The organism is Nocardia sp. NPDC046473, from assembly GCF_040645995.1.
Classification (GTDB): Bacteria; Actinomycetota; Actinomycetes; order Mycobacteriales; family Mycobacteriaceae; genus Nocardia.
In genome coordinates this window covers 155,680-173,748 of the sequence record NZ_JBEYZJ010000012.1, presented here as the reverse complement: position 1 = coordinate 173,748, position 18,069 = coordinate 155,680, and the positions used below count along the sequence as shown (strand labels likewise).

General features: G+C 67.4%; 18 protein-coding genes. 8 read left to right on the top strand and 10 right to left on the bottom strand.

Annotated features, from left to right (window positions below):
• The first annotated feature begins 29 nt into the window (after positions 1-29).
• Positions 30-959 (top strand): DMT family transporter, encoded by a 930-nt coding sequence (locus ABZ942_RS37940; RefSeq protein ID WP_357390881.1) that lies wholly within the window; start codon positions 30-32, stop codon positions 957-959.
• On the opposite strand, the gene ABZ942_RS37935 is transcribed toward ABZ942_RS37940, so the two are convergent.
• On the bottom strand, positions 934-1,773 hold the full coding sequence (locus tag ABZ942_RS37935) for a DUF72 domain-containing protein (RefSeq protein WP_357390879.1): 840 nt from the start codon (positions 1,771-1,773) through the stop codon (positions 934-936). The genes ABZ942_RS37940 and ABZ942_RS37935 overlap by 26 nt on opposite strands.
• A gap of 86 nt (positions 1,774-1,859) precedes the next feature.
• On the opposite strand from ABZ942_RS37935, the gene ABZ942_RS37930 reads away from it, so the two are divergent.
• The 3 genes from ABZ942_RS37930 (at position 1,860) to ABZ942_RS37920 (ending at position 3,705) form a co-directional block, all read left to right on the top strand.
• Positions 1,860-2,282 (top strand): TIGR03618 family F420-dependent PPOX class oxidoreductase, encoded by a 423-nt coding sequence (locus ABZ942_RS37930; protein WP_357391168.1) that lies wholly within the window; start codon positions 1,860-1,862, stop codon positions 2,280-2,282.
• 252 nt (positions 2,283-2,534) lie between these two features.
• Positions 2,535-3,068 (top strand): DUF4190 domain-containing protein, encoded by a 534-nt coding sequence (locus ABZ942_RS37925; protein WP_357390877.1) that lies wholly within the window; start codon positions 2,535-2,537, stop codon positions 3,066-3,068.
• A 388-nt stretch (positions 3,069-3,456) separates the two neighbouring features.
• Complete coding sequence (locus ABZ942_RS37920; protein WP_357390875.1) at positions 3,457-3,705, top strand: cold shock domain-containing protein; 249 nt, start codon at positions 3,457-3,459, stop codon at positions 3,703-3,705.
• Here ABZ942_RS37920 and ABZ942_RS37915 read toward each other — a convergent pair whose 3' ends face one another.
• From ABZ942_RS37915 to ABZ942_RS37885, 7 genes are all read right to left on the bottom strand, one after another.
• Positions 3,706-4,890, bottom strand: a complete 1,185-nt coding sequence (locus tag ABZ942_RS37915) for a TetR/AcrR family transcriptional regulator (RefSeq protein WP_357390873.1) — start codon at positions 4,888-4,890, stop codon at positions 3,706-3,708.
• A 14-nt stretch (positions 4,891-4,904) separates the two neighbouring features.
• The gene (locus ABZ942_RS37910; RefSeq protein WP_357390871.1) at positions 4,905-6,452 is read right to left on the bottom strand and encodes a long-chain fatty acid--CoA ligase; all 1,548 of its coding nucleotides are present in this window, start codon (positions 6,450-6,452) and stop codon (positions 4,905-4,907) included.
• Between the two features lie 15 nt (positions 6,453-6,467).
• Complete coding sequence (locus tag ABZ942_RS37905) at positions 6,468-7,298, bottom strand: SDR family oxidoreductase (RefSeq protein WP_357390869.1); 831 nt, start codon at positions 7,296-7,298, stop codon at positions 6,468-6,470.
• A 15-nt stretch (positions 7,299-7,313) separates the two neighbouring features.
• Positions 7,314-7,724, bottom strand: coding sequence for a MaoC/PaaZ C-terminal domain-containing protein (locus ABZ942_RS37900; protein ID WP_357390867.1), 411 nt, complete (start codon positions 7,722-7,724; stop codon positions 7,314-7,316).
• Entirely contained in the window at positions 7,721-8,179 is a 459-nt protein-coding gene (locus tag ABZ942_RS37895) for a MaoC family dehydratase N-terminal domain-containing protein (RefSeq protein ID WP_357390865.1), read from the bottom strand. Before ABZ942_RS37895 ends, ABZ942_RS37900 begins: the two co-directional genes overlap by 4 nt.
• Positions 8,180-8,183: 4 nt before the next feature.
• Positions 8,184-9,371: a lipid-transfer protein gene (locus ABZ942_RS37890; protein WP_357390863.1), complete on the bottom strand. Its 1,188-nt coding sequence runs from the start codon at positions 9,369-9,371 to the stop codon at positions 8,184-8,186.
• 201 nt (positions 9,372-9,572) lie between these two features.
• Positions 9,573-9,737 (bottom strand): hypothetical protein, encoded by a 165-nt coding sequence (locus tag ABZ942_RS37885; RefSeq protein WP_357390862.1) that lies wholly within the window; start codon positions 9,735-9,737, stop codon positions 9,573-9,575.
• A 331-nt stretch (positions 9,738-10,068) separates the two neighbouring features.
• Here ABZ942_RS37885 and ABZ942_RS37880 point away from each other — a divergent pair, with 331 nt between their 5' ends.
• Complete coding sequence (locus ABZ942_RS37880) at positions 10,069-11,379, top strand: acyl-CoA desaturase (protein WP_357390859.1); 1,311 nt, start codon at positions 10,069-10,071, stop codon at positions 11,377-11,379.
• A 3-nt stretch (positions 11,380-11,382) separates the two neighbouring features.
• Here ABZ942_RS37880 and glpK (ABZ942_RS37875) read toward each other — a convergent pair whose 3' ends face one another.
• On the bottom strand, positions 11,383-12,915 hold the full coding sequence (glpK, locus tag ABZ942_RS37875) for a glycerol kinase GlpK (protein ID WP_357390857.1): 1,533 nt from the start codon (positions 12,913-12,915) through the stop codon (positions 11,383-11,385).
• A 30-nt stretch (positions 12,916-12,945) separates the two neighbouring features.
• Positions 12,946-13,710 carry an IclR family transcriptional regulator gene (locus ABZ942_RS37870; RefSeq protein WP_357390855.1) on the bottom strand — a complete coding sequence of 255 codons (765 nt, stop codon included), beginning with the start codon at positions 13,708-13,710 and terminating at the stop codon, positions 12,946-12,948.
• Positions 13,711-13,960: 250 nt separating this feature from the next.
• Here ABZ942_RS37870 and ABZ942_RS37865 point away from each other — a divergent pair, with 250 nt between their 5' ends.
• From ABZ942_RS37865 to glpD, 3 genes are read left to right on the top strand one after another with little or no spacing between them, the layout of a single operon-like run.
• Positions 13,961-14,773 carry an MIP/aquaporin family protein gene (locus tag ABZ942_RS37865; protein ID WP_357390853.1) on the top strand — a complete coding sequence of 271 codons (813 nt, stop codon included), beginning with the start codon at positions 13,961-13,963 and terminating at the stop codon, positions 14,771-14,773.
• Positions 14,774-14,815: 42 nt separating this feature from the next.
• The gene (gene glpK, locus ABZ942_RS37860) at positions 14,816-16,336 is read left to right on the top strand and encodes a glycerol kinase GlpK (protein WP_357390851.1); all 1,521 of its coding nucleotides are present in this window, start codon (positions 14,816-14,818) and stop codon (positions 16,334-16,336) included.
• 38 nt (positions 16,337-16,374) lie between these two features.
• Positions 16,375-18,054 (top strand): glycerol-3-phosphate dehydrogenase, encoded by a 1,680-nt coding sequence (gene glpD, locus ABZ942_RS37855; protein WP_357390849.1) that lies wholly within the window; start codon positions 16,375-16,377, stop codon positions 18,052-18,054.
• The last annotated feature ends 15 nt before the right edge of the window (positions 18,055-18,069 follow it).

The window sequence follows — 18,069 nt, the reverse complement described above, 5'->3', positions numbered from 1 at the left end:
TCCCGGGTGGACCGTGTCACAGTCATCGGATGACCGGGCAGCGGACGGACGCACCCGTCCACCAGATCGTCGCGGCGGGAACCACCGGCGCGACGATCGGCATTGCTGTTGGCGCGCTGGCGGTTTCGACGTCGGGGGTGCTCATCGCGTTGGCGAACGCGCCGACCGAGGTGTCGACGTTCTATCGCTGTGCGTTGGCCTTGCCTGCGCTTGCGGTCTTCGCGTGGTTGGAGAGTCGGCGTAACGGTGTGCTCGACCCACGTGAGTGGGGCCTCGCGCTGCTCTGCGGAGCGTTCTTCGCCGCCGACATGTTCTGGTGGGGCGCGGCGATTTTGGAGGCCGGTGCCGGACTCACCACTGTGCTGGTGAACGTGCAGGTAGTGGTCGTGCCGCTGCTCGCTTTGCTGATCGATCGCGAAAGGCCCAGTAGGCGTGTGATTTTCGCGCTGCCGATCATGATCTTCGGCCTGACCGCGGCCAGCGGGTTGCTCCAGCAGGGCAGTACCGGCCCTGCACCGGTGGCGGGTGCCGTGCATGCCATCCTGGCGGGTATCTGCTATTCCGGTTTCCTTTTTCTGTTGCGGCGCAGCGGAAGACAGGGGCGCAACCTGCAGACCTATGCCGTATCGATCGCCGTCCCCGCTGTTGCCGCGCTAGCTTGGGCGCTGCTGCGCGGGTTCCCGTCGACGCTGCATATCGGCGGTGCGGCACTCGGCTGGATCGCGCTCACCGCGCTCACCAACGGGGTGATCGGCTGGCTGCTCGTCGCGCGGTATTCGCCGCACGTGCCCAGTTCGGTCGGCGCGGCGCTGCTGCTGTTGACGCCGGTCGGCTCGCTGCTGCTCGGCGCGCTGATCCTCGGCGAGCGGCCCGCGCCGGTCCAAATCATCGGCTGCGCATTGATTCTCGCCGTCGCCTACGGTGCCTCGGCGGTCAGAAAAGGGTCATCGGCTCGATAGGCGCTGGTTCGGGCAGCGGCGTCAACTCCGGGACCGCTGCCGCCACCTCCGCGTGAAAACGGCGAGCGAGCGTCACGCCCTGGGCGTTGTCCGGGGTGTGGATGAAGACGGTGGGCGAACGGCCTTCGCGCAGCCAGTCCGCGACCGTGCCGATCCACGGCTGCCAGCCCTCGACGGTGTGGTCGGTCGAGTCGCGGCCGTGGTATCTGACGATCGGGAACTCGGTGAGCGCGCGGGTCCGGCGCGGCAGGCGCGGCTTCTTCGAATACGCCTCCTGCTCGGCGGCGGTGACCGGGAGCCCGTCGAAAAGGGTTGTGGTGTCGAAGGGAATCCATTCCGCGCCGACGCGACCGAGCACGCTCTCTAATTGCCTGGCGACCTGCTCGTTCTCGAAGAACGCTGGATGGCGCACCTCGACCGCCGAGCGGTAGTACTCCGGCAGCCGCCGCAAGAAGAGCGCGAGCGCGCCGAGATCGTTCGGACCGAACGAGCCGGGCAGCTGCACCCACAGGGCGTGTGTCCGCGGGCCGAGCGGTTCGATCGCCGACAGGAACGCGCGCATCTCCTCGTCGACGCCGGTGAGCCTGCGCTCGTGCGTGATCGACTTGTGCAGCTTGATCACGAACCGGAAGTCGGTCGCGGTCTGCGCGGCCCACGACTCGACCGTGCGCCGGGCCGGTATCGCATAAAAGGTGGTGTTGCCCTCGACCGCGTTGCACCGTTCGGCATAGGCGGCCAGCCGCTCTCCCGAGGCCGGTTGCCAGTCCTGCCATGCCGCGTGCGTCCACATCGCACAGCCCACGTGAAGCCGCATGGCAGCGACGTTAGTACAGCGGCCCGACACGATCCTCGGCCGTGTTGGCAGGGAATGAATACGCCGACCCGGTGGTAGAACACATCATGCAACTCGACGACTCTGCTCGCGCACTCATCGGGGCCGGTGCCGACGCAACGCTGGTCACGATCAACCCGGACGGCAGCCCGCAGGTGAGCGTGGTGTGGGTGGCCCTGCAATCGACGCCGGACGGCGACGAACTCGTCACCGCCCACCTCGGCGAATACCGGAAGGTCCGCAACGTCCGCCGCGACGGCCGGGTCGCGGTGACCATCCTCGCCGCCGAGCGCGGCGAGGTCATGCGGCCCTACCTCTCGATCACCGGAACCGCCCGCATCGTCGAGGGCGGCGCCCCCGAACTCCTCGCCGAACTGGCCAAGACGCTGGCCAGCCCGGGTGCCGCCTTCCCGCCCGCCGACGCACCCCCCGGGCTGCTGACCCGCATCCGCATCGAAAAGGTCGGCGGCGTCGGCCCGTGGGCCGCCTGATCGACGGCTGACCAGCGAGCCGCACGCCGCACTGGCCGGGCCGAGCGGCCCGGCCAGTTCTGTTCGGCACCCATCCGGGTCTCGCCCGCCGAGCATTCCGCCGGTGACAACTTGTCCGTCGATCGATCGACAGCGTCGCTCGTACGGCAAGCATAAAATTGCTGATCGGCGATCTGGCCAGTCGCCGATGCGCAACCACCGGAAACTCGACCAGCTGACGGCTGTCGGGCGCGTCGTGAGAAGAGATAACCGATGAGCCCCAGAACTCGTGCAGATCGCGGCCGACCGGGCCACAAGTCACCCGCGAAAACGGCTGCGGGCGAATGGGGTTGTCCAACCTGTGGGGAGCGTCATCCGTCCTCCTTCGACACCTGTTGGAAGTGTGGAACCGGTCGAAACGGCGACCCGGCCGGCCCGGACTGGGCTGAGCGCGTCTCCTCGAACCACCTCGACGAACCCCCATCGACGCTCGCACCGATCGGATTCACCGCCGACGGCGAACCGGTATTCGCCGTCGCCGGGTACACCCAAGACGGTAAGGCAGTGCTGGCCGACAAAATTCTCCGCGTCGCGCCATCATCAACTCGCACCAACTCTTGGGCGGTGGCGGCGTTTGTCTGTGCCTTCCTGATCGCCCCGCTCGCGATCCCGTTGGGGCACATCGCTCGCTCCGAAATACAGGCCACGGGCGAGCAGGGTGACGGACTCGCGATCACCGCGCTGATTCTCGGTTACCTGTGGACCGGGTTTCTGATCGTCTTCGTCGTCGCGATACTGCGCGGCTGAGGCTTGGAACTGCGCGTTCACCGAAGCGATCGGGCCGGTGCAGCGAACCGTCGTGCCGGTCGGGCGGTCGCCGGGTCGTCGACGGAATGTGACGTAGTACCGATCGGCTATGAACCGACGGCGAAAACCCGTTCGGCTGCTTACAGTTTCGGTAACGCCGTTGCGGGCATCCGGCTACCGCGGGGTGCCCGCGCAACGTACCGATTCTGAGGAGATCCTCCGTCGTGGTCCGTCCAGACAACTTCACAAGTACCAGCAAAGTCCCCACCAGCAACGCTGTCCGAACCGGTCCCACCGTCGTGTGGCCCGACCCGAGCCCGCTCGCGTCCTGGTGGCAACAGGTGATGCAGCCCGGTTCCAGCGAGTGCGCCGCCGCATACGAGGCGGTGTGACGACCGAGGGCGAGACCTGGGTGCGTGGCACGGTGCTCTGGTTCGACACCGGGAAGGGCTTCGGCTTTCTCGAAGCCGCGGAGTATCCGGGTGGTGTCTTCGTGGAGTACTCCAGCATCGACTCCCCCGGCTTCAAGACGCTCACCGCGGGGCAGCCGGTCGTGTTCACCTGTGCGGTGCGACCGCGCGGGGTAGAAGCCGTCGCCGTGCGGCCGGTGGCGCTGTTATCCAGCAGCGCCGCATAGTCAGGACAGACCGAGCACCTCGGCGCCCAGCGCCGCCGCCGCGGACACGAGGTCGGGAAACGCGCGCAGGCGCGGGATCAGGGCGAGATCGTTCAGCATCGATTGCGCGGCTTGGACTCGCATCCTCGCGGGAATCGGGTCCCAGTCGGGGTGCAGTCTGCGCAGTAGATGCACCCATTCGGCGATGTAGGCCCGCTGTGCCGCCTTGGTGCGCTGCCGGTCCGCCTCGGGGAGGTGCCTGGCCTCCGAGACGAGAGTCTGCATGAGATAGGGATTCTCGAAGACGAACGCGCCGTAGCCCGCGAGCAGGCGTTCGAGTCCGTCGCGCGGGTCAGCGGCCTGCGCGAGGGCGCGGTTCATGTCGATGCGCAGCCATTCGTCGCCACGGACGATGGCGGCCATCAGGATGTCCACTTTTCCAGAGAAGTGGTTGTAGACACTCGGGCCGGCAATGCCTACGGCGGCGCCGATTTCGTCCATGCTGACGCTCATGAAGCCGCGTTCGGCGAAGAGCGTGGTCGCCTCGGTCAGGATGGCTTCACGGCGCGAGCGCGCGGCCAGCGGCGGCGGCACGACGTGACGGTCCTGTCGTTCTCCCAGGGCCGGTCGGGGCGCGGAGATCACTGCGGCGATGAATTCGCCGAGCAGCGTGCTGAATTCAGGCTCGGGCAGCGAAAGTCCGTGGAAAGACACGCTATTGGCGACCGCCAGCGTCGCCCAGGAGAGCAGGTCGGCCGCCGCGGGATCCAGTTCGGGACGGCGCGCGGCGATGATCTCGGCGAGGCGGGCGCCGATCTTCCTCGCCTGGATGCGAAATGCGACCCGATCGTCTTCGGACAGGTGCCGGGCTTCGCGCCGCCACAGCACCCCGACGTCGCGGCGGGCCAGCACGGTCGTGGCCAGTGTGCGCGCGATGTCGTCGGGTTCGCGCGCTGCCGTGTCGACCGCGGCGGCGAACGCGGTCAACGCCTCGTCCACCACCGTCGCCAGCAGGTTCTGCTTGCCGCGGAAATGCCGGTACAGCGCGGACGGCCCGATCGCCACCGCCTCGGCGACCTCGCCCATCCCCACATTCGCGTATCCGTTGCGGCAGAACAGCTCCGCGGCCGCCGCGACGATCAGGGCGCGCCGATTCGCCGGCCTGGTGCCACGGGCCGGACGGACCACGCCCGGCCCGTTCACCATTCGCTATCGCTCCCTCAGGAAACTTGACTGTCGCTGGGATCCCAGTACTTCTTGCGAAGTTCGCGCTTGAGGATCTTACCGGCGCCCGACATCGGCAACGCGTCGGTGAACTCCACCGTGCGCGGCGACTTGTAGCCGGCGATCAGCGTTTTGCAATGCGCGCGCAGTTCCTCCTCGGTGGCCTGCGCGCCGGGCAGCAACACCACGACGGCGTGCACCCGCTCGCCCCATTCCTCGTCCGGCACGCCGATCACCGCGCATGCGGCCACCGCCGCATGGGCCGCGAGGGCGTTCTCCACCTCCGCGGAGTACACGTTCTCGCCGCCGGTGATGATCATGTCCTTGATCCGGTCGACGATGAACACGTAACCGTTCTCGTCCATCCGGCCGCCGTCGCCGGTGTGCATCCAGCCGCCGCGCACGGCAACGGCGGTGTCCTGCGGCCGATTCCAGTAGCCGAGCATGACGCTGTCGCCGCGCACGACGACCTCACCGACCGCACCGCGCGGCACCTCGTTGTCGTCGGGATCGACGATGCGCACCTCGACGTGCGGGGTGGCGCGGCCCGCCGAGCGCCGCAGTGCCGGATTGTCGTGGTCGGCGGGCGAGAGCAGCGTGGCGACCGGCGCCAGCTCGGTCATGCCGTACGCCTGGGTGAATCCCGCTGTGGGAAAGACCTTTCGGGCCCGGCTGAGGACGGCCTCGGAGATCGGCGACGCACCGTAGGTGACCGTCTGGACCGCACTGAGATCGAAATCCGCAACGGCCGGATCGTCGACGAGCAGCTGAATCATGGTGGGCACCAACAACAGATTGGTGACCTCGTGCTCAGTGATCGCCCGCATGACACTCACCGGGGTGAACATCGGCACGATCACGTGCGTCCCGTTGACCAGGTTGCCGGCCGTCAGCATCGCGATATCCGCGAGATGGAACATCGGCGCCGCATGCAGCACAGTGCCGCCCCGCGTGACGAATTCGCCGCCCGCGATGCCGCCGAGCGCGGACAGGATCAGGTTGTCGTGGCTGAGCATCACGCCTTTGGGATGCCCGGTGGTGCCGCCGGTGTAGAAGACACCGGCCAGACTGTCGCCGCCGGTTCTGGTGTCCTCGACCGGATCGTGCTCAGCGATGAGCGTCTCGTAGTGCAGTACGTCGGCGGGCGGTTCGCCGTCGCCGCAGAAGATCACCGCCGTCAGCTCCGGAAACTCTTGCCGCAGTGTGGGAATCACGGCGACGAAAGCGTCGTCCACCAGCAGCACCTTGGTATCGGATTCGCGCAGCGAATAGACGATCTCCGCCGGACTCCACCGAATGTTCACCGGGTTGACCGCGGCCCCGATCCACGGCACCGCATACAAATATTCGTAATAGCGATCGGAATTCAACGCCAGCATGCCGACCCGATCACCCGGCCGTACACCGAGCGCGGCGAGCGCACCGGCGAATCGCGCTATGCGAGCGGCCGATTCGGCCACCGTGCGCACCCGATCGCCATAGATCGTCAGCCGGCGATCCGGATTCTGCTGCAGATTGCGGTGCAGGGATTGGGTCACATACATTGCGGTCCCTGGTTTCTAGATGTTGAAGCCGCCGCCACAGACCAGGGTCTGCGCGCTGACATAGTCGGACTCGGGCAGGCAGAGCAGATACACCGCACCGGCGGCCTCGGCCGGCGTGCCGCCGCGGCCGAGCGGGATCATCTGCTCCATCGCGGCGAGCAGGTTCGGATTCACGCCGACCTTGATCTCCTTGCCCTGCACGTCGATGGTGCCGCCGGTGCCCGCGGGCGCCTCGGTGAGCCGGGTCTTGATCAGGCCGAACGCGACCGCGTTCACGGTGACGTTGTAACGGCCCCACTCCTTGGCGAGTGCCTTGGTGAGGCCGAGCACGCCCGCCTTGCCCGACGAGTAATTCGCCTGTCCCGCATTGCCTCCGGTGCCCGCCATCGAAGAGATGTTGACAACCTTGCGGCACGGCACCGGTTCGCCGGCCGCCTTGGCCTGCTTCACCGCCGCCGCGATCACCGGCTGCGCGGCCCGCAGGATCCGGAACGGCGCCTTGAGGTGTACGTCGAGGATGGCGTCCCACTGTTCGTCGGTCATCTTCTGGATGACCGAGTCCCAGGTGTAGCCGGCGTTGTTGATGATGATGTCCAGCCCGCCGAACTCGTCGACGGCGGTCTGCACGAACCGTTCCGCGAAGCCGTCTTCGGTGACGCTGCCGACGCACGAAACAGCTTGCCCGCCAGCGGCTGCAACGGCGGCGACGGTCTCCTTGGCCGGTTCGGCGTCGAGATCGTTCACCACGACCTTCGCACCTTCACTGGCCAGTTTGAGCGCGATCTCGCGGCCGATGCCACGGCCGGAGCCGGAGACGATAGCGACCTTGCCATCCAGAGTTCCCATGTGCTGCAAGTCCTTTCAGAGTGCGACGACGGCGTCGCCGGTGAGTGTGACGGTGCCGTCGGCGAGGGTGACGGCGAGGTTCAGGGTGGCGCGGCGTTCGCCGTCCACGGTATCGATCGCTACGACGGTGCCGGTCGCGGTCGGCTGCGCGTGCACCGGCGTGATCGCTGCGAAACGCACCTGATAGCTCCGAATCGACTGCGGGGCAACCCAGTCGGTGAGCAGGCGGCCGAGGTATGCCATCGACAGCATGCCGTGCGCGAAGACGTCATCGAGCCCGGCGGACTTCGCCACATCGATGTCGATGTGCATCGGGTTGTGGTCGCCGGACGCACCGGCGAACAGCGCCAATGTGGTTCGCGAGATCGGTGGCACCCGCAGCGGCGGCAGCTCGGCGCCGATCTCGATCGAGGCGATGTCGGTCATTTCGCGGCCTCCGGGTTGCGCACGACGATCACGGATTTCAGCTCGGCGACGAGGGTGCCGTCGGCGCGGGTGACGGTGGAGGTCTTCTCGATGAAGTCCAGCGCGCCGCCCTTCTTGCTGTAGACGTTGCCGATGGTCGGCGTGGCGGTCAGCACGTCGCCCGCCACCGCGGTGGCGTGATAGGTGAACGACTGCTCGCCGTGCAGGATTCGGCGCAGATCGACACCGAGGTCGGTGAGCCAGCTGAACGAGCCGGGATTGTCCAGTTCGATGCCGAACAAGAAGGTCGGCGGCACCGGCAGATTCGAATAGCCCGCCGCCTTCGCGGCGTCGAGGTCGGTGAAGATCGGGTTCCGTTCACCGATCGCCGCGGCGAAGAACCGCAGCCGCCCGGCGTCCACCGTCAGGGTGCTCGGCGCCAACTGCTTACCGATTACGCTCTGGTCCAAGGGCATTCGATCAACTCACCTTCTCGTACAGGGTCACCACGGCCGCGCCGCCGAGCCCGATGTTGTGCTGCAGGGCGACTTTCAAGTCGTCGGCCACCTGACGGCCCTCGGCCTGTCCGCGCAGCTGCCATACCAATTCGGCGCACTGGGCCAGCCCGGTCGCGCCGAGCGGATGTCCCTTGGACAGCAGCCCGCCGGACGGATTCGTCACCACCCGACCGCCGTAGGTGTTGTCGCCGTCGTTGACGAACTGTTCCGCCGTGCCTTCCGGGGTGAGCCCGAGTGCCTCGTAGGTGAGCAGTTCGTTGGCGGTGAAGCAGTCGTGCAGTTCGACCACCCGGATGTCCTCGGGCGAGACGCCCGACGCCTCGTAAACCTGTTGTGCCGCAGCCTTGGACATGTCGTAGCCGACGATCTTCGTCATGTCCTTCTCGGTGAAGGTCGACGGGAAGTCGGTGGTCATCGCCTGCGCCCTGATCACGATCGAGGGATCGATGCCGTTGGCCCTGGCGAAATCCTCGCTGACGATGACCGCGGCGGCCGCCCCGCAGGTGGGCGGGCAGCACTGCAGCCGGGTCAGCGGGCCGTAGATATGCGGCGAGGCAAGCACTTCCGCCACCGTCACCGGGTCCTTGAACACCGCGTACGGATTGTTGGCGGCGTGCCTGCGCGACTTCACCGAGATCTTCGCGAAGGTTTCGGCTGCGGTGCCGTACTTTTCCGCGTACTGCCGCCCGGCCCCGCCGAACATCTGTGCCGCGAAGGGCGATTCGTCGCGCTCCTGGATCTCGTCCATCACCTCGTCGAACCGCGCGAACGGGCTGGGCCGGTCGGCGTAGCCGCGGGCCAGCGCCCCGCGCTGCATCTGCTCGAAGCCGACGGCGAGAACCGCCTCGGCGGCACCGGATTCCACCGCCTGGCGCGCGAGGAACAACGCCGACGATCCGGTCGAGCAGTTGTTGTTGACGTTGATCACCGGGATACCGGTCTGCCCGAGGCCGTAGAGCACGGCCTGCCCGCAGGTCGAATCGCCGTAGACATATCCGGCGTAGGCCTGCTGGATCTCGGCGTACTCGACCCCGGCATCGAGCAGCGCGGCCCGCGCCGCACCGGTACCCATGATGTCGTAGGTCTGGCTCCGGCTCGGCGTGGTGAACGGAATCATTCCCACACCGGCGACGACGGCGCGTCTGCTCATGTCGTTCCCATCAACGATGACTAGTGAATATTCACTTATTGAACATCAAGTCGCCGATAGCTGGTGAGGAATTCGATAAAGTCGCTGGTCAGTGACTTTCATTACACTATGGGTGATTCACTTACTGTAGGTTTCGGTGCCAGAAACGACGCGAGCCCCCGCATCTCCGAGGAGATGCGGGGGCTCGCGTCGTGTCCGGCGTCAGGCGTGCGGCGGAGTGACCTCCCCGACAGCCCCGGAGCCGTCTTCGGCTCTACTGAATACCGGCTGATGATGTACGTCACTGCTCTCGGCAGGCGTGTACACCTGAATGGGAATGGTGTCATGGCTGAACAGCCCGGACCCTTGCCCGCTTTCCTGACTCATCCGTCGAGCCTCCTCCGATCGGCCGCGAATAGCCAATCCCCCCTATTCAACCCCGTCCGCCCGTGGAACCGCGCACGATCCCGCTCCAATGGGATGTTGTCGTGTCCCGACTCGGGTATCCGGTGCCGCCATGTCCCGTTGTACTGACGTCTGCCTGCTGTTGCCGTTGCGGTGTCCGAGGCGCTGGTACCGTCGAGGCAAGAATCATTGTCGGCCATTTCTTCGGCCGACCATCGAGCTCGGTTCAGCCGAGCAACGCCGATCACGACACGCGTCGGCGGCCCGACTCGGGCTTCTGCGCCCGCGCAGCCGATCCATCCGAAGAGGACCAATGGCCATCACCGATATTGCCGTGTACACGCACCTGAGCAAGGAAGACATCGAGGCCCTCGGCACCGAACTCGACGCGATCCATCGTGATGTCAGCGACTCGCTCGGCGGCCGCGACGCCGCCTACATCCGGCGCACCATTCGATTCCAGCGGGCGCTCGACATCGCGGCCCGGCTGCTGATCGCGGTGAATCGGAACAAGGCGACCTGGCTGCTCGGCACGGCTGCGCTGGCCGCCGCCAAGTGCATCGAGAACATGGAGATCGGGCACAACGTCTCGCACGGCCAGTGGGATTGGATGAACGACCCGGAGATCCACTCCAGCACCTGGGAATGGGACATGGTCGGGCTGTCTTCCCAGTGGCGGTACTCGCACAACTTCCGCCACCACGTCTACACCAACGTCATCGACATGGACGACGACATCGGCTTCGGCGTAATGCGGGTGACCAGGGACCAGGAGTGGACCCCCAGCCATCTGCTGCAGCCGCTGCAAAACCTGTTGCTGGCCACCACCTTCGAGTGGGGCATCGGCCTGCACGGCCTCTACGCGGACCGCGACCGTTTCGAGACGAAGGCCGAAAAGGCCACCGTGACAAAGGCGTTCCTGAAGAAAATCTCCCGGCAGGCGCTCAAGGACTACGTGCTGTTCCCCGCGCTGAGCGGTAAGCGCTGGCGCCGCGCCCTGGCGGCGAACGTCACCGCCAACGTCGTGCGCAATGCCTGGACGTACGTGGTCATCTTCTGCGGCCACTTCCCCGACGGCGCGGAGAAGTTCACGCCCGCGGCGCTCGAGGACGAGACGAAATCCGAGTGGTACCTGCGCCAGATGCTCGGCACCGCGAACTTCGATGCCGGGCCGACCCTCGCCTTCGCCAGCGGAAACCTGTGCTATCAGATCGAACACCACCTGTTCCCGGACCTGCCGAGCAATCGCTACGCCGAGATCGCGGTACGGGTTCGCGCACTGTGCGACAAGTACGACCTGCCGTACACCAGCGGGCCACTGCTGCGGCAGTACCTGCTCACCATGCGAACCATCCACAAGCTGGCGGTGCCCGACCGCTTCCTGATCGCCACCTCCGACGACGCGCCGGAGACCGCCTCGGAGCGCAAGTTCCAGACCGGAGCCGCGCACGCCGTCGCCGAACTCTCCGACGCGACAACGGGTTTGCGCACCGCGCTGCACAACGGGCGCTTGCGGCTGGAACTGGAAGCGGGGCTCAAGGGTGGCCGGTTGCGCCGGTCCGCTCAGCGGCTGCGTTCGAATATCGCAGGTTCACTGCGTAGGCCGGTCGCCGCCACCGGATAGCCGTCAGCGCGCTTCGGCCTCGTCTCGGCGTCGCTTGGAGCGCAACCAGCCGAACGTCAATTGCACTGCGCGCTGCCAGTTCTCGTACTCGTCCGCGCGAAGCACCGGGTCCATCTGCGGCATCCATTGCGCGGCCAGGCGCCAGTTGTTGCGCAGGCCCTCCAGGTCCGGCCAGTAGCCGACGGCGAGCCCGGCGGCGTAAGCCGCACCGAGCGAGACGGTTTCGGCATTGAACGGGCGCATGACCGGGACGTCGAGCACGTCGGAGACGATCTGCATGAGCAGGTTGTCGGAGGTCATGCCGCCGTCCACGCGTAGCGCGCGGGCCTGTAATCCGGAGTCGGCGTTCATCGCGTCGACGACCTCACGGGTCTGCCACGCGGTGGCCTCCAGGACAGCACGGGCGATGTGGCCCTTGGTGATATAGGACGTCAGACCGGCGATCAGGCCGCGCGCGTCACTGCGCCAATGCGGTGCGTACAGCCCGGAGAACGCGGGCACGATGTAGCATCCGCCGTTGTCCTGCACTGTGCGAGCGAGGGTTTCGATCTCGGGCGCGCTGGCGACCAAGCCGATGTTGTCCCGCACCCACTGCACCAGCGAGCCGGTCACCGCGATCGGCCCCTCCAGCGCGTACACCGGTTTCTCGTCGCCGATCTGATAGCCGATGGTGGTGAGCAGGCCGTGCGAGGACTGCACCAGCTCGCGGCCGGTGTTCATCATGAGGAAGCCGCCGGTGCCGTAGGTGCACTTGGTTTCCCCACGCGCGAAACAGGTTTGGCCGAACAGCGCGGCATGCTGATCGCCGAGCGCGGCGGCGATCGGGATGCCGGGCACGACGCGGCGGGTCGTGCCGTAGGACGCGGTCGAGGGCTGGATGCGCGGCAGCATCGCCGCGGGGATGCCGAAGAAGTTCAGCAGCTCCTCGTCCCACTCCAGGGTCGCGATGTTCATCAGCAGCGTTCGACTGGCATTGGTGACGTCGGTGCAGTGCAGCCCACCGTCGACCCCGCCGGTCAGATTCCAGATCAGCCAGGTTTCCATGGTGCCGAACAGCACCTCGCCGCGTTCGGCCCGATCACGCAGTCCCGCAATGTTGTCGAGCAGCCAGCGCAGCCGCGGTGCGGCGAAGTAGGTGGCCAGCGGCAACCCACTCAGCTCCCGAATGCGGTGCGCGCCAGGCCTTTCCTCGTACTCGCGGACCAGTTCCTCGGTGCGCACGTCCTGCCAGACGATGGCCCGCCGGATCGGCGCACCGGTCCGGCGATCCCACACCACGGTGGTCTCGCGCTGATTGGCAATGCCAAGGGCCGCAACCTGATCGGCGGTGATACCGGAGTCGCGCAGCGCCTGCGGCACGATCCGGTCGACATTGCGCCAGATCTCCATCGCGTCCTGCTCGATCCAGCCCGGTCGCGGATAGTGCTGCTTGTGCTCGCGTTGCGCGACGCCGACCAGGCGAGCACGCTGATCGAACAGAATGCACCTGGTCGAGGTGGTGCCCTGATCGATCGCCAGCACGAAACGTTGCGTCATCCGCGTCCTCTCCTGCCATCAGTCAGTGGGTCAGTGTCCGGCGCCCAGATCTCGCGAGACCGCATGGGCGGCGTCGCGCACGTGCCCGACCAGGGCGGGTCGATGTCGTAATTGCGCATCACAGAGCCGGTCGACCGGCCCGCTGATACCGATGGCGCCCACCACGAGTCCGCCGTGCGCGCGGATCGGCGCGGCGATGCCCGCCTCCCCCGGCCGGTACTCCTCGGTATCGCCCGCCCAACCCACCTGCCGGACTGCGGCGAGGGCCCGGGTGAGCACGGTGCGGTCGACGATGGTGCGCCTGGTGAGCGAGGGCAGCGGTGCGCCGCGCACGGTGGCCATGAGGTCGGCGTCGTAGGCCAGCAGCACCTTGCCGAGCGCGGTCGCGTGTGGTGGAAGCAGTTCCCCGAGCTCGAGGGCCTGTTCGGTGTTGTCGGGGCGGAACACGTGGTGGACCACCACGACGCTGCCGTCGACCGGGGCGCCGATGCGGACGGATTCGCCTGTGCGCGCGGCCAATGCGTCGGCCCAGTTGATGGCGCGCGAGCGGAGCTCGTTGGCATCGAGGTAACTGGTGCCGAGGTGGACCAGGGCCGCGCCGAGCTGGTACTTGCCGGTCGCCGGATCCTGCTCGACGAAGCCGACGCCCTGCAGGGTGCGCAGGATGCCGTGCGCGGTCGGTTTGGCGAGACCGAGCGCGCCCGCGATTTCGCCGACGCCGAGTCGGCCTGCGCCGCGGGCCAGCAGCCGCAGGATGGCCGCCGCTCGCTCGATCGACTGGATCGGACCGGGCATGCCCCGAAACTAGCCGCCGGATTCGACAATGTCGAACATGCGGTGAACAAAGAGCAACACCCCCGGGGTCCAGTGTGACGTGCGTCATGCCCGCTTGCTCGGCCGCCCGACAGTAGCGGCAGCAGCTCGGGGCGGCCAGGCCCACCGTTCAGCATTGTCGAACGCGCGCTATGTCCGGGTTCGCGGCGCCGTCGTAACGTCGGATTCCGCAGGGTCGCGTCCGCGACCGCGGGCGAACGGAGACTCAACGATGAACTTCGGCTCGATCTTCCTGAGTGAAGCACTCGGCACAGGGATGCTGGTCTTACTCGGTGTCGGCGTAGTCGCGAATGTATTGCTGACCAAATCCAAGGGGTTCGACGGCGGCTGGCTGTTGATCAACTTCGGGTGGGGTCTCGGCGTCCTCGCCGGCGTGTACGTCGCATATAAGACGGGCGGGCATCTGAATCCCGCATACACGATCGGCGTGCTGTTCAGCGGCGCGGACGAGTACACACCCGGCGTTTCGATCACCGTCGCGACCACCCTCGCCTACATTCTCGGCCAGCTGGTCGGCGCGTTCGTCGGCGCGAACCTCGCCTATGTCGCCTACAAGCGGCACTTCGACGAGGAAACCGACGAGGAGAAGAAGCTCGGCGTGTTCGCCACCGGTCCCGCGATCCGCCGGCTGCCGTGGAACTTCGCCACCGAGGTGGTCGCCACCTTCGCCCTCGTGCTCGTGCTGCTGGCCATGGGCCACACCGCGACCGGGCTCGGCCCGCTGGCCGCGGCGCTGCTGGTGGTCGGTATCGGTGCTTCGCTCGGTGGGCCGACCGGCTACGCCATCAACCCCGCGCGCGATCTCGGGCCCCGGCTGGCGCACGCGCTGCTGCCGGTGAACAAGGGTGCGGCGGTTCGGGAGCCCGCGACCGTCGGTGGCGGTTCGGCCGCGCCGCTGGCCGATCCGGGCCCGACCGATCTACCGGGTCGCAAGAACTCCGACTGGAGTTATGCCTGGGTGCCGATCGCCGGTCCGCTGCTGGGCGGCGTGCTCGCCGGGCTGGCCGCACAGGTCCTTTTCTGAATCTTCCTCTCTATCAGTCGTTTTCTTTTTGAAAGGACCACGATGAGCCAGTACGTCGGCGCCATCGACCAGGGCACCACCAGCACACGCTTCATGGTGTTCGATCACAGCGGCAACGAAGTCGCCCGCCACCAGCTCGAGCACCAGCAGATCCTGCCGCAGCCGGGCTGGGTGGAGCACGACCCGACCGAGATCTGGGAGCGCACCCGCGCGGTCATCCAGAGCACGCTCACCAAGGCCGATCTGCAGGCGAGCGACCTCGCCGCGGTCGGCGTCACCAACCAGCGCGAAACCACCGTGGTGTGGAACCGCAAGACCGGACGTCCGTACTGCAACGCCATCGTCTGGCAGGACACCCGCACCGACCGCATCGCCGCCGAACTCGAGCGCGCCGGGCACGGCGACACCATTCGGCACAAGGCCGGATTGCCCCCGGCCACTTACTTTTCCGGCGGCAAGCTGCGCTGGATCCTGGACAACATCGCCGGTGTCGCGGAGGCGGCCGAGCGCGGCGAGGCCATCTTCGGCAACACCGACAGCTGGCTGCTGTGGAACCTGACCGGCGGGGTGGACGGTGGCGTGCACGTCACCGATCCGACCAACGCCAGCCGCACCATGCTGATGAACCTGGAGACCCTGGACTGGGACGACGAACTGTTGTCCATCTTCGGGATCCCGCGGTCGATGCTGCCGACCATCGCGCCGTCGTCGAACCCGGAACTGTTCGGAAAGACCAGGGCCGATGGGCCGTTCGGCGGCGAGGTGCCGCTGTCCGGTGTGCTCGGCGATCAGCAGGCGGCCACGGTCGGCCAGGTGTGTTTCCGGCCCGGCGAGGCGAAGAACACCTACGGCACCGGAAACTTCTTGCTGCTCAACACCGGTGAAGACATCGTGCGATCGCAGCACGGGCTGCTCACCACGGTCGCCTATCAGTTCGGCGACCAGAAGCCGGTGTACGCGCTGGAAGGCTCGATCGCGGTGACCGGCTCGGCGGTGCAGTGGCTGCGCGATCAGCTGGGCATCATTTCCGGTGCGTCGCAAAGTGAATCGCTGGCCAGGCAGGTCGAGGACAACGGGGGCGTGTACTTCGTGCCCGCGTTCTCCGGCTTGTTCGCGCCCTACTGGCGTTCGGACGCGCGCGGCGCGATCGTCGGGCTGTCCCGGTTCAGCACGAACGCCCATTTGGCGCGGGCGACGCTGGAATCCATTTGCTACCAAACCCGCGACGTCGTCGAGGCGATGCAGGCCGACTCCGGCGTGCAGCTCGACGTGCTGCGGGTGGACGGCGGTGTCACCGCCAACGAGCTGTGCATGCAGATCCAGGCCGACTTCCTCGGCGTGCCGGTGTCGCGGCCGGTGGTCGCGGAGACCACCGCGCTCGGTGCCGCCTACGCGGCCGGTCTGGCGGTCGGATTCTGGAGCAGCACAGACGAACTCGTCCAGAACTGGCACGAAGACAAGCGCTGGAACCCCACCTGGTCCGAGGAGCAACGCGCACGCGGCTACGCCCGCTGGCAGAAGGCCGTGTCGCGCACCCTCGACTGGATAGACGTAGACGACTGAGTCGCCGACGCGAATATCACTGGAACAAGGAGAGATTCATGTCAGCACGATTAGACCCCAACTACCGCGCAGAGGCGGTCGACGCACTAGGCGACGACGAGATCGACGTGCTGGTGATCGGCGGCGGCGTGGTCGGCGCCGGCGCCGCACTGGATGCCGCCGCGCGCGGCCTGAGCGTCACCCTGGTCGAAGCCAGGGACTTCGCGGCGGGCACGTCCAGCCGCTCCAGCAAGCTCATCCACGGTGGGCTGCGCTACCTCGAGCAGCTCGACTTCTGGCTGGTGCGTGAGGCTTTGAAGGAACGCGGCCTGCTGTTGAACAAGCTGGCTCCGCACCTGGTGCGCCCGGTGTCGTTCCTGCTGCCACTGCAGCACCGGGTGTGGGAGCGCGCGTACATCGGTGCGGGCGTTGCCCTGTACGACACGATCGGCGGCGCCCGGGCCCTGCCCATGCACCGGCACCTGTCCCGCACGCGCGCACTGGAATTGGCGCCCGCGCTGCGCGAAGACTCGATGACCGGTGCCATCCGCTACTTCGATGCACAGGTCGATGACGCGCGGCACACCATGACAATCGCCCGCACCGCCGCGCAGCACGGCGCGACCGTGCTCACCCGCACCAAGGTCACCGGCCTGCTGCGCGACGGCGAGCGGGTCGTCGGCGCGCACGTCACCGATCTGGAGACCGGCTGCGAATACACCGTGCGGGCCCGCCGGGTGATCAGCGCGACCGGCGTGTGGACCGACGAGATGAACCGGATGACCGGCGTCGAATTCCCGTTCCACGTGCGCACTTCCAAGGGCGTGCACATCCTGGTGCCGCGCGAGCGGCTGGACCTGGACACCGGGCTGATCATGCGCACCGAGAAGAGCGTGCTGTTCGTGATCCCGTGGCACCAGCACTGGATCATCGGCACCACCGACACCGATTGGTCGCTGGACAAGGATCATCCGGCCGCCAGCAACGCCGACGTGCAGTACATCCTCGATCACGTCAACGCGGTGCTGCGCGACCCGCTGACCCGCGACGACATCGTCGGCACCTACGCCGGGCTGCGGCCGCTGGTGTCCGGCGCGTCCAGTGACACTGCGAAGCTCTCGCGCGAACACGCGGTGGCAGAACCGGTTCCGGGTCTGTTCGTGATCGCGGGCGGCAAGTACACCACCTACCGGGTGATGGCGGCCGACGTGGTCGACGCCGCGGTGGCCGGCCTCGGTCGCGCCGTCGCACCGTCGGTGACCGACAAGCTGCCGCTACTGGGTGCGGTCGGCTACCAGGAGATGGCCGCCGATCTCGACAGCCTCGCGCAGCGTTCCGGGCTGCCGAAGGCCACCGTCGAGCACCTGCTCGGCCGCTACGGTTCCGCCGTGCACGACCTGTTCGAGCTGATCGCGGAGGATCCGGCCCTGGGCCAGCCGCTGACGGGCGCCGAGGAGTACCTCGCCGCCGAGGTCGTCTACGCCGTAACCCACGAGGGCGCACTGCATCTCGACGACGTGCTCACCCGCCGCACCCGCATCTCCATCGAGGCGTCGGACCGCGGCCTGATCGCCGCGCCCGAGGTGGCGTTCCTGATCGGCGCCCGCCTCGGCTGGGATGCCGACACCGCCGAGCGCGAGCTCAGCCGCTACCGGGATCGCGTCGAGGCCGAACTGGCCGCCAACCAGGCCGCCGACGACGAGACGGCGAACGCCGCCCGTCTGGTCGCCGTCGCCTGACCCGCGCGCCGCCCG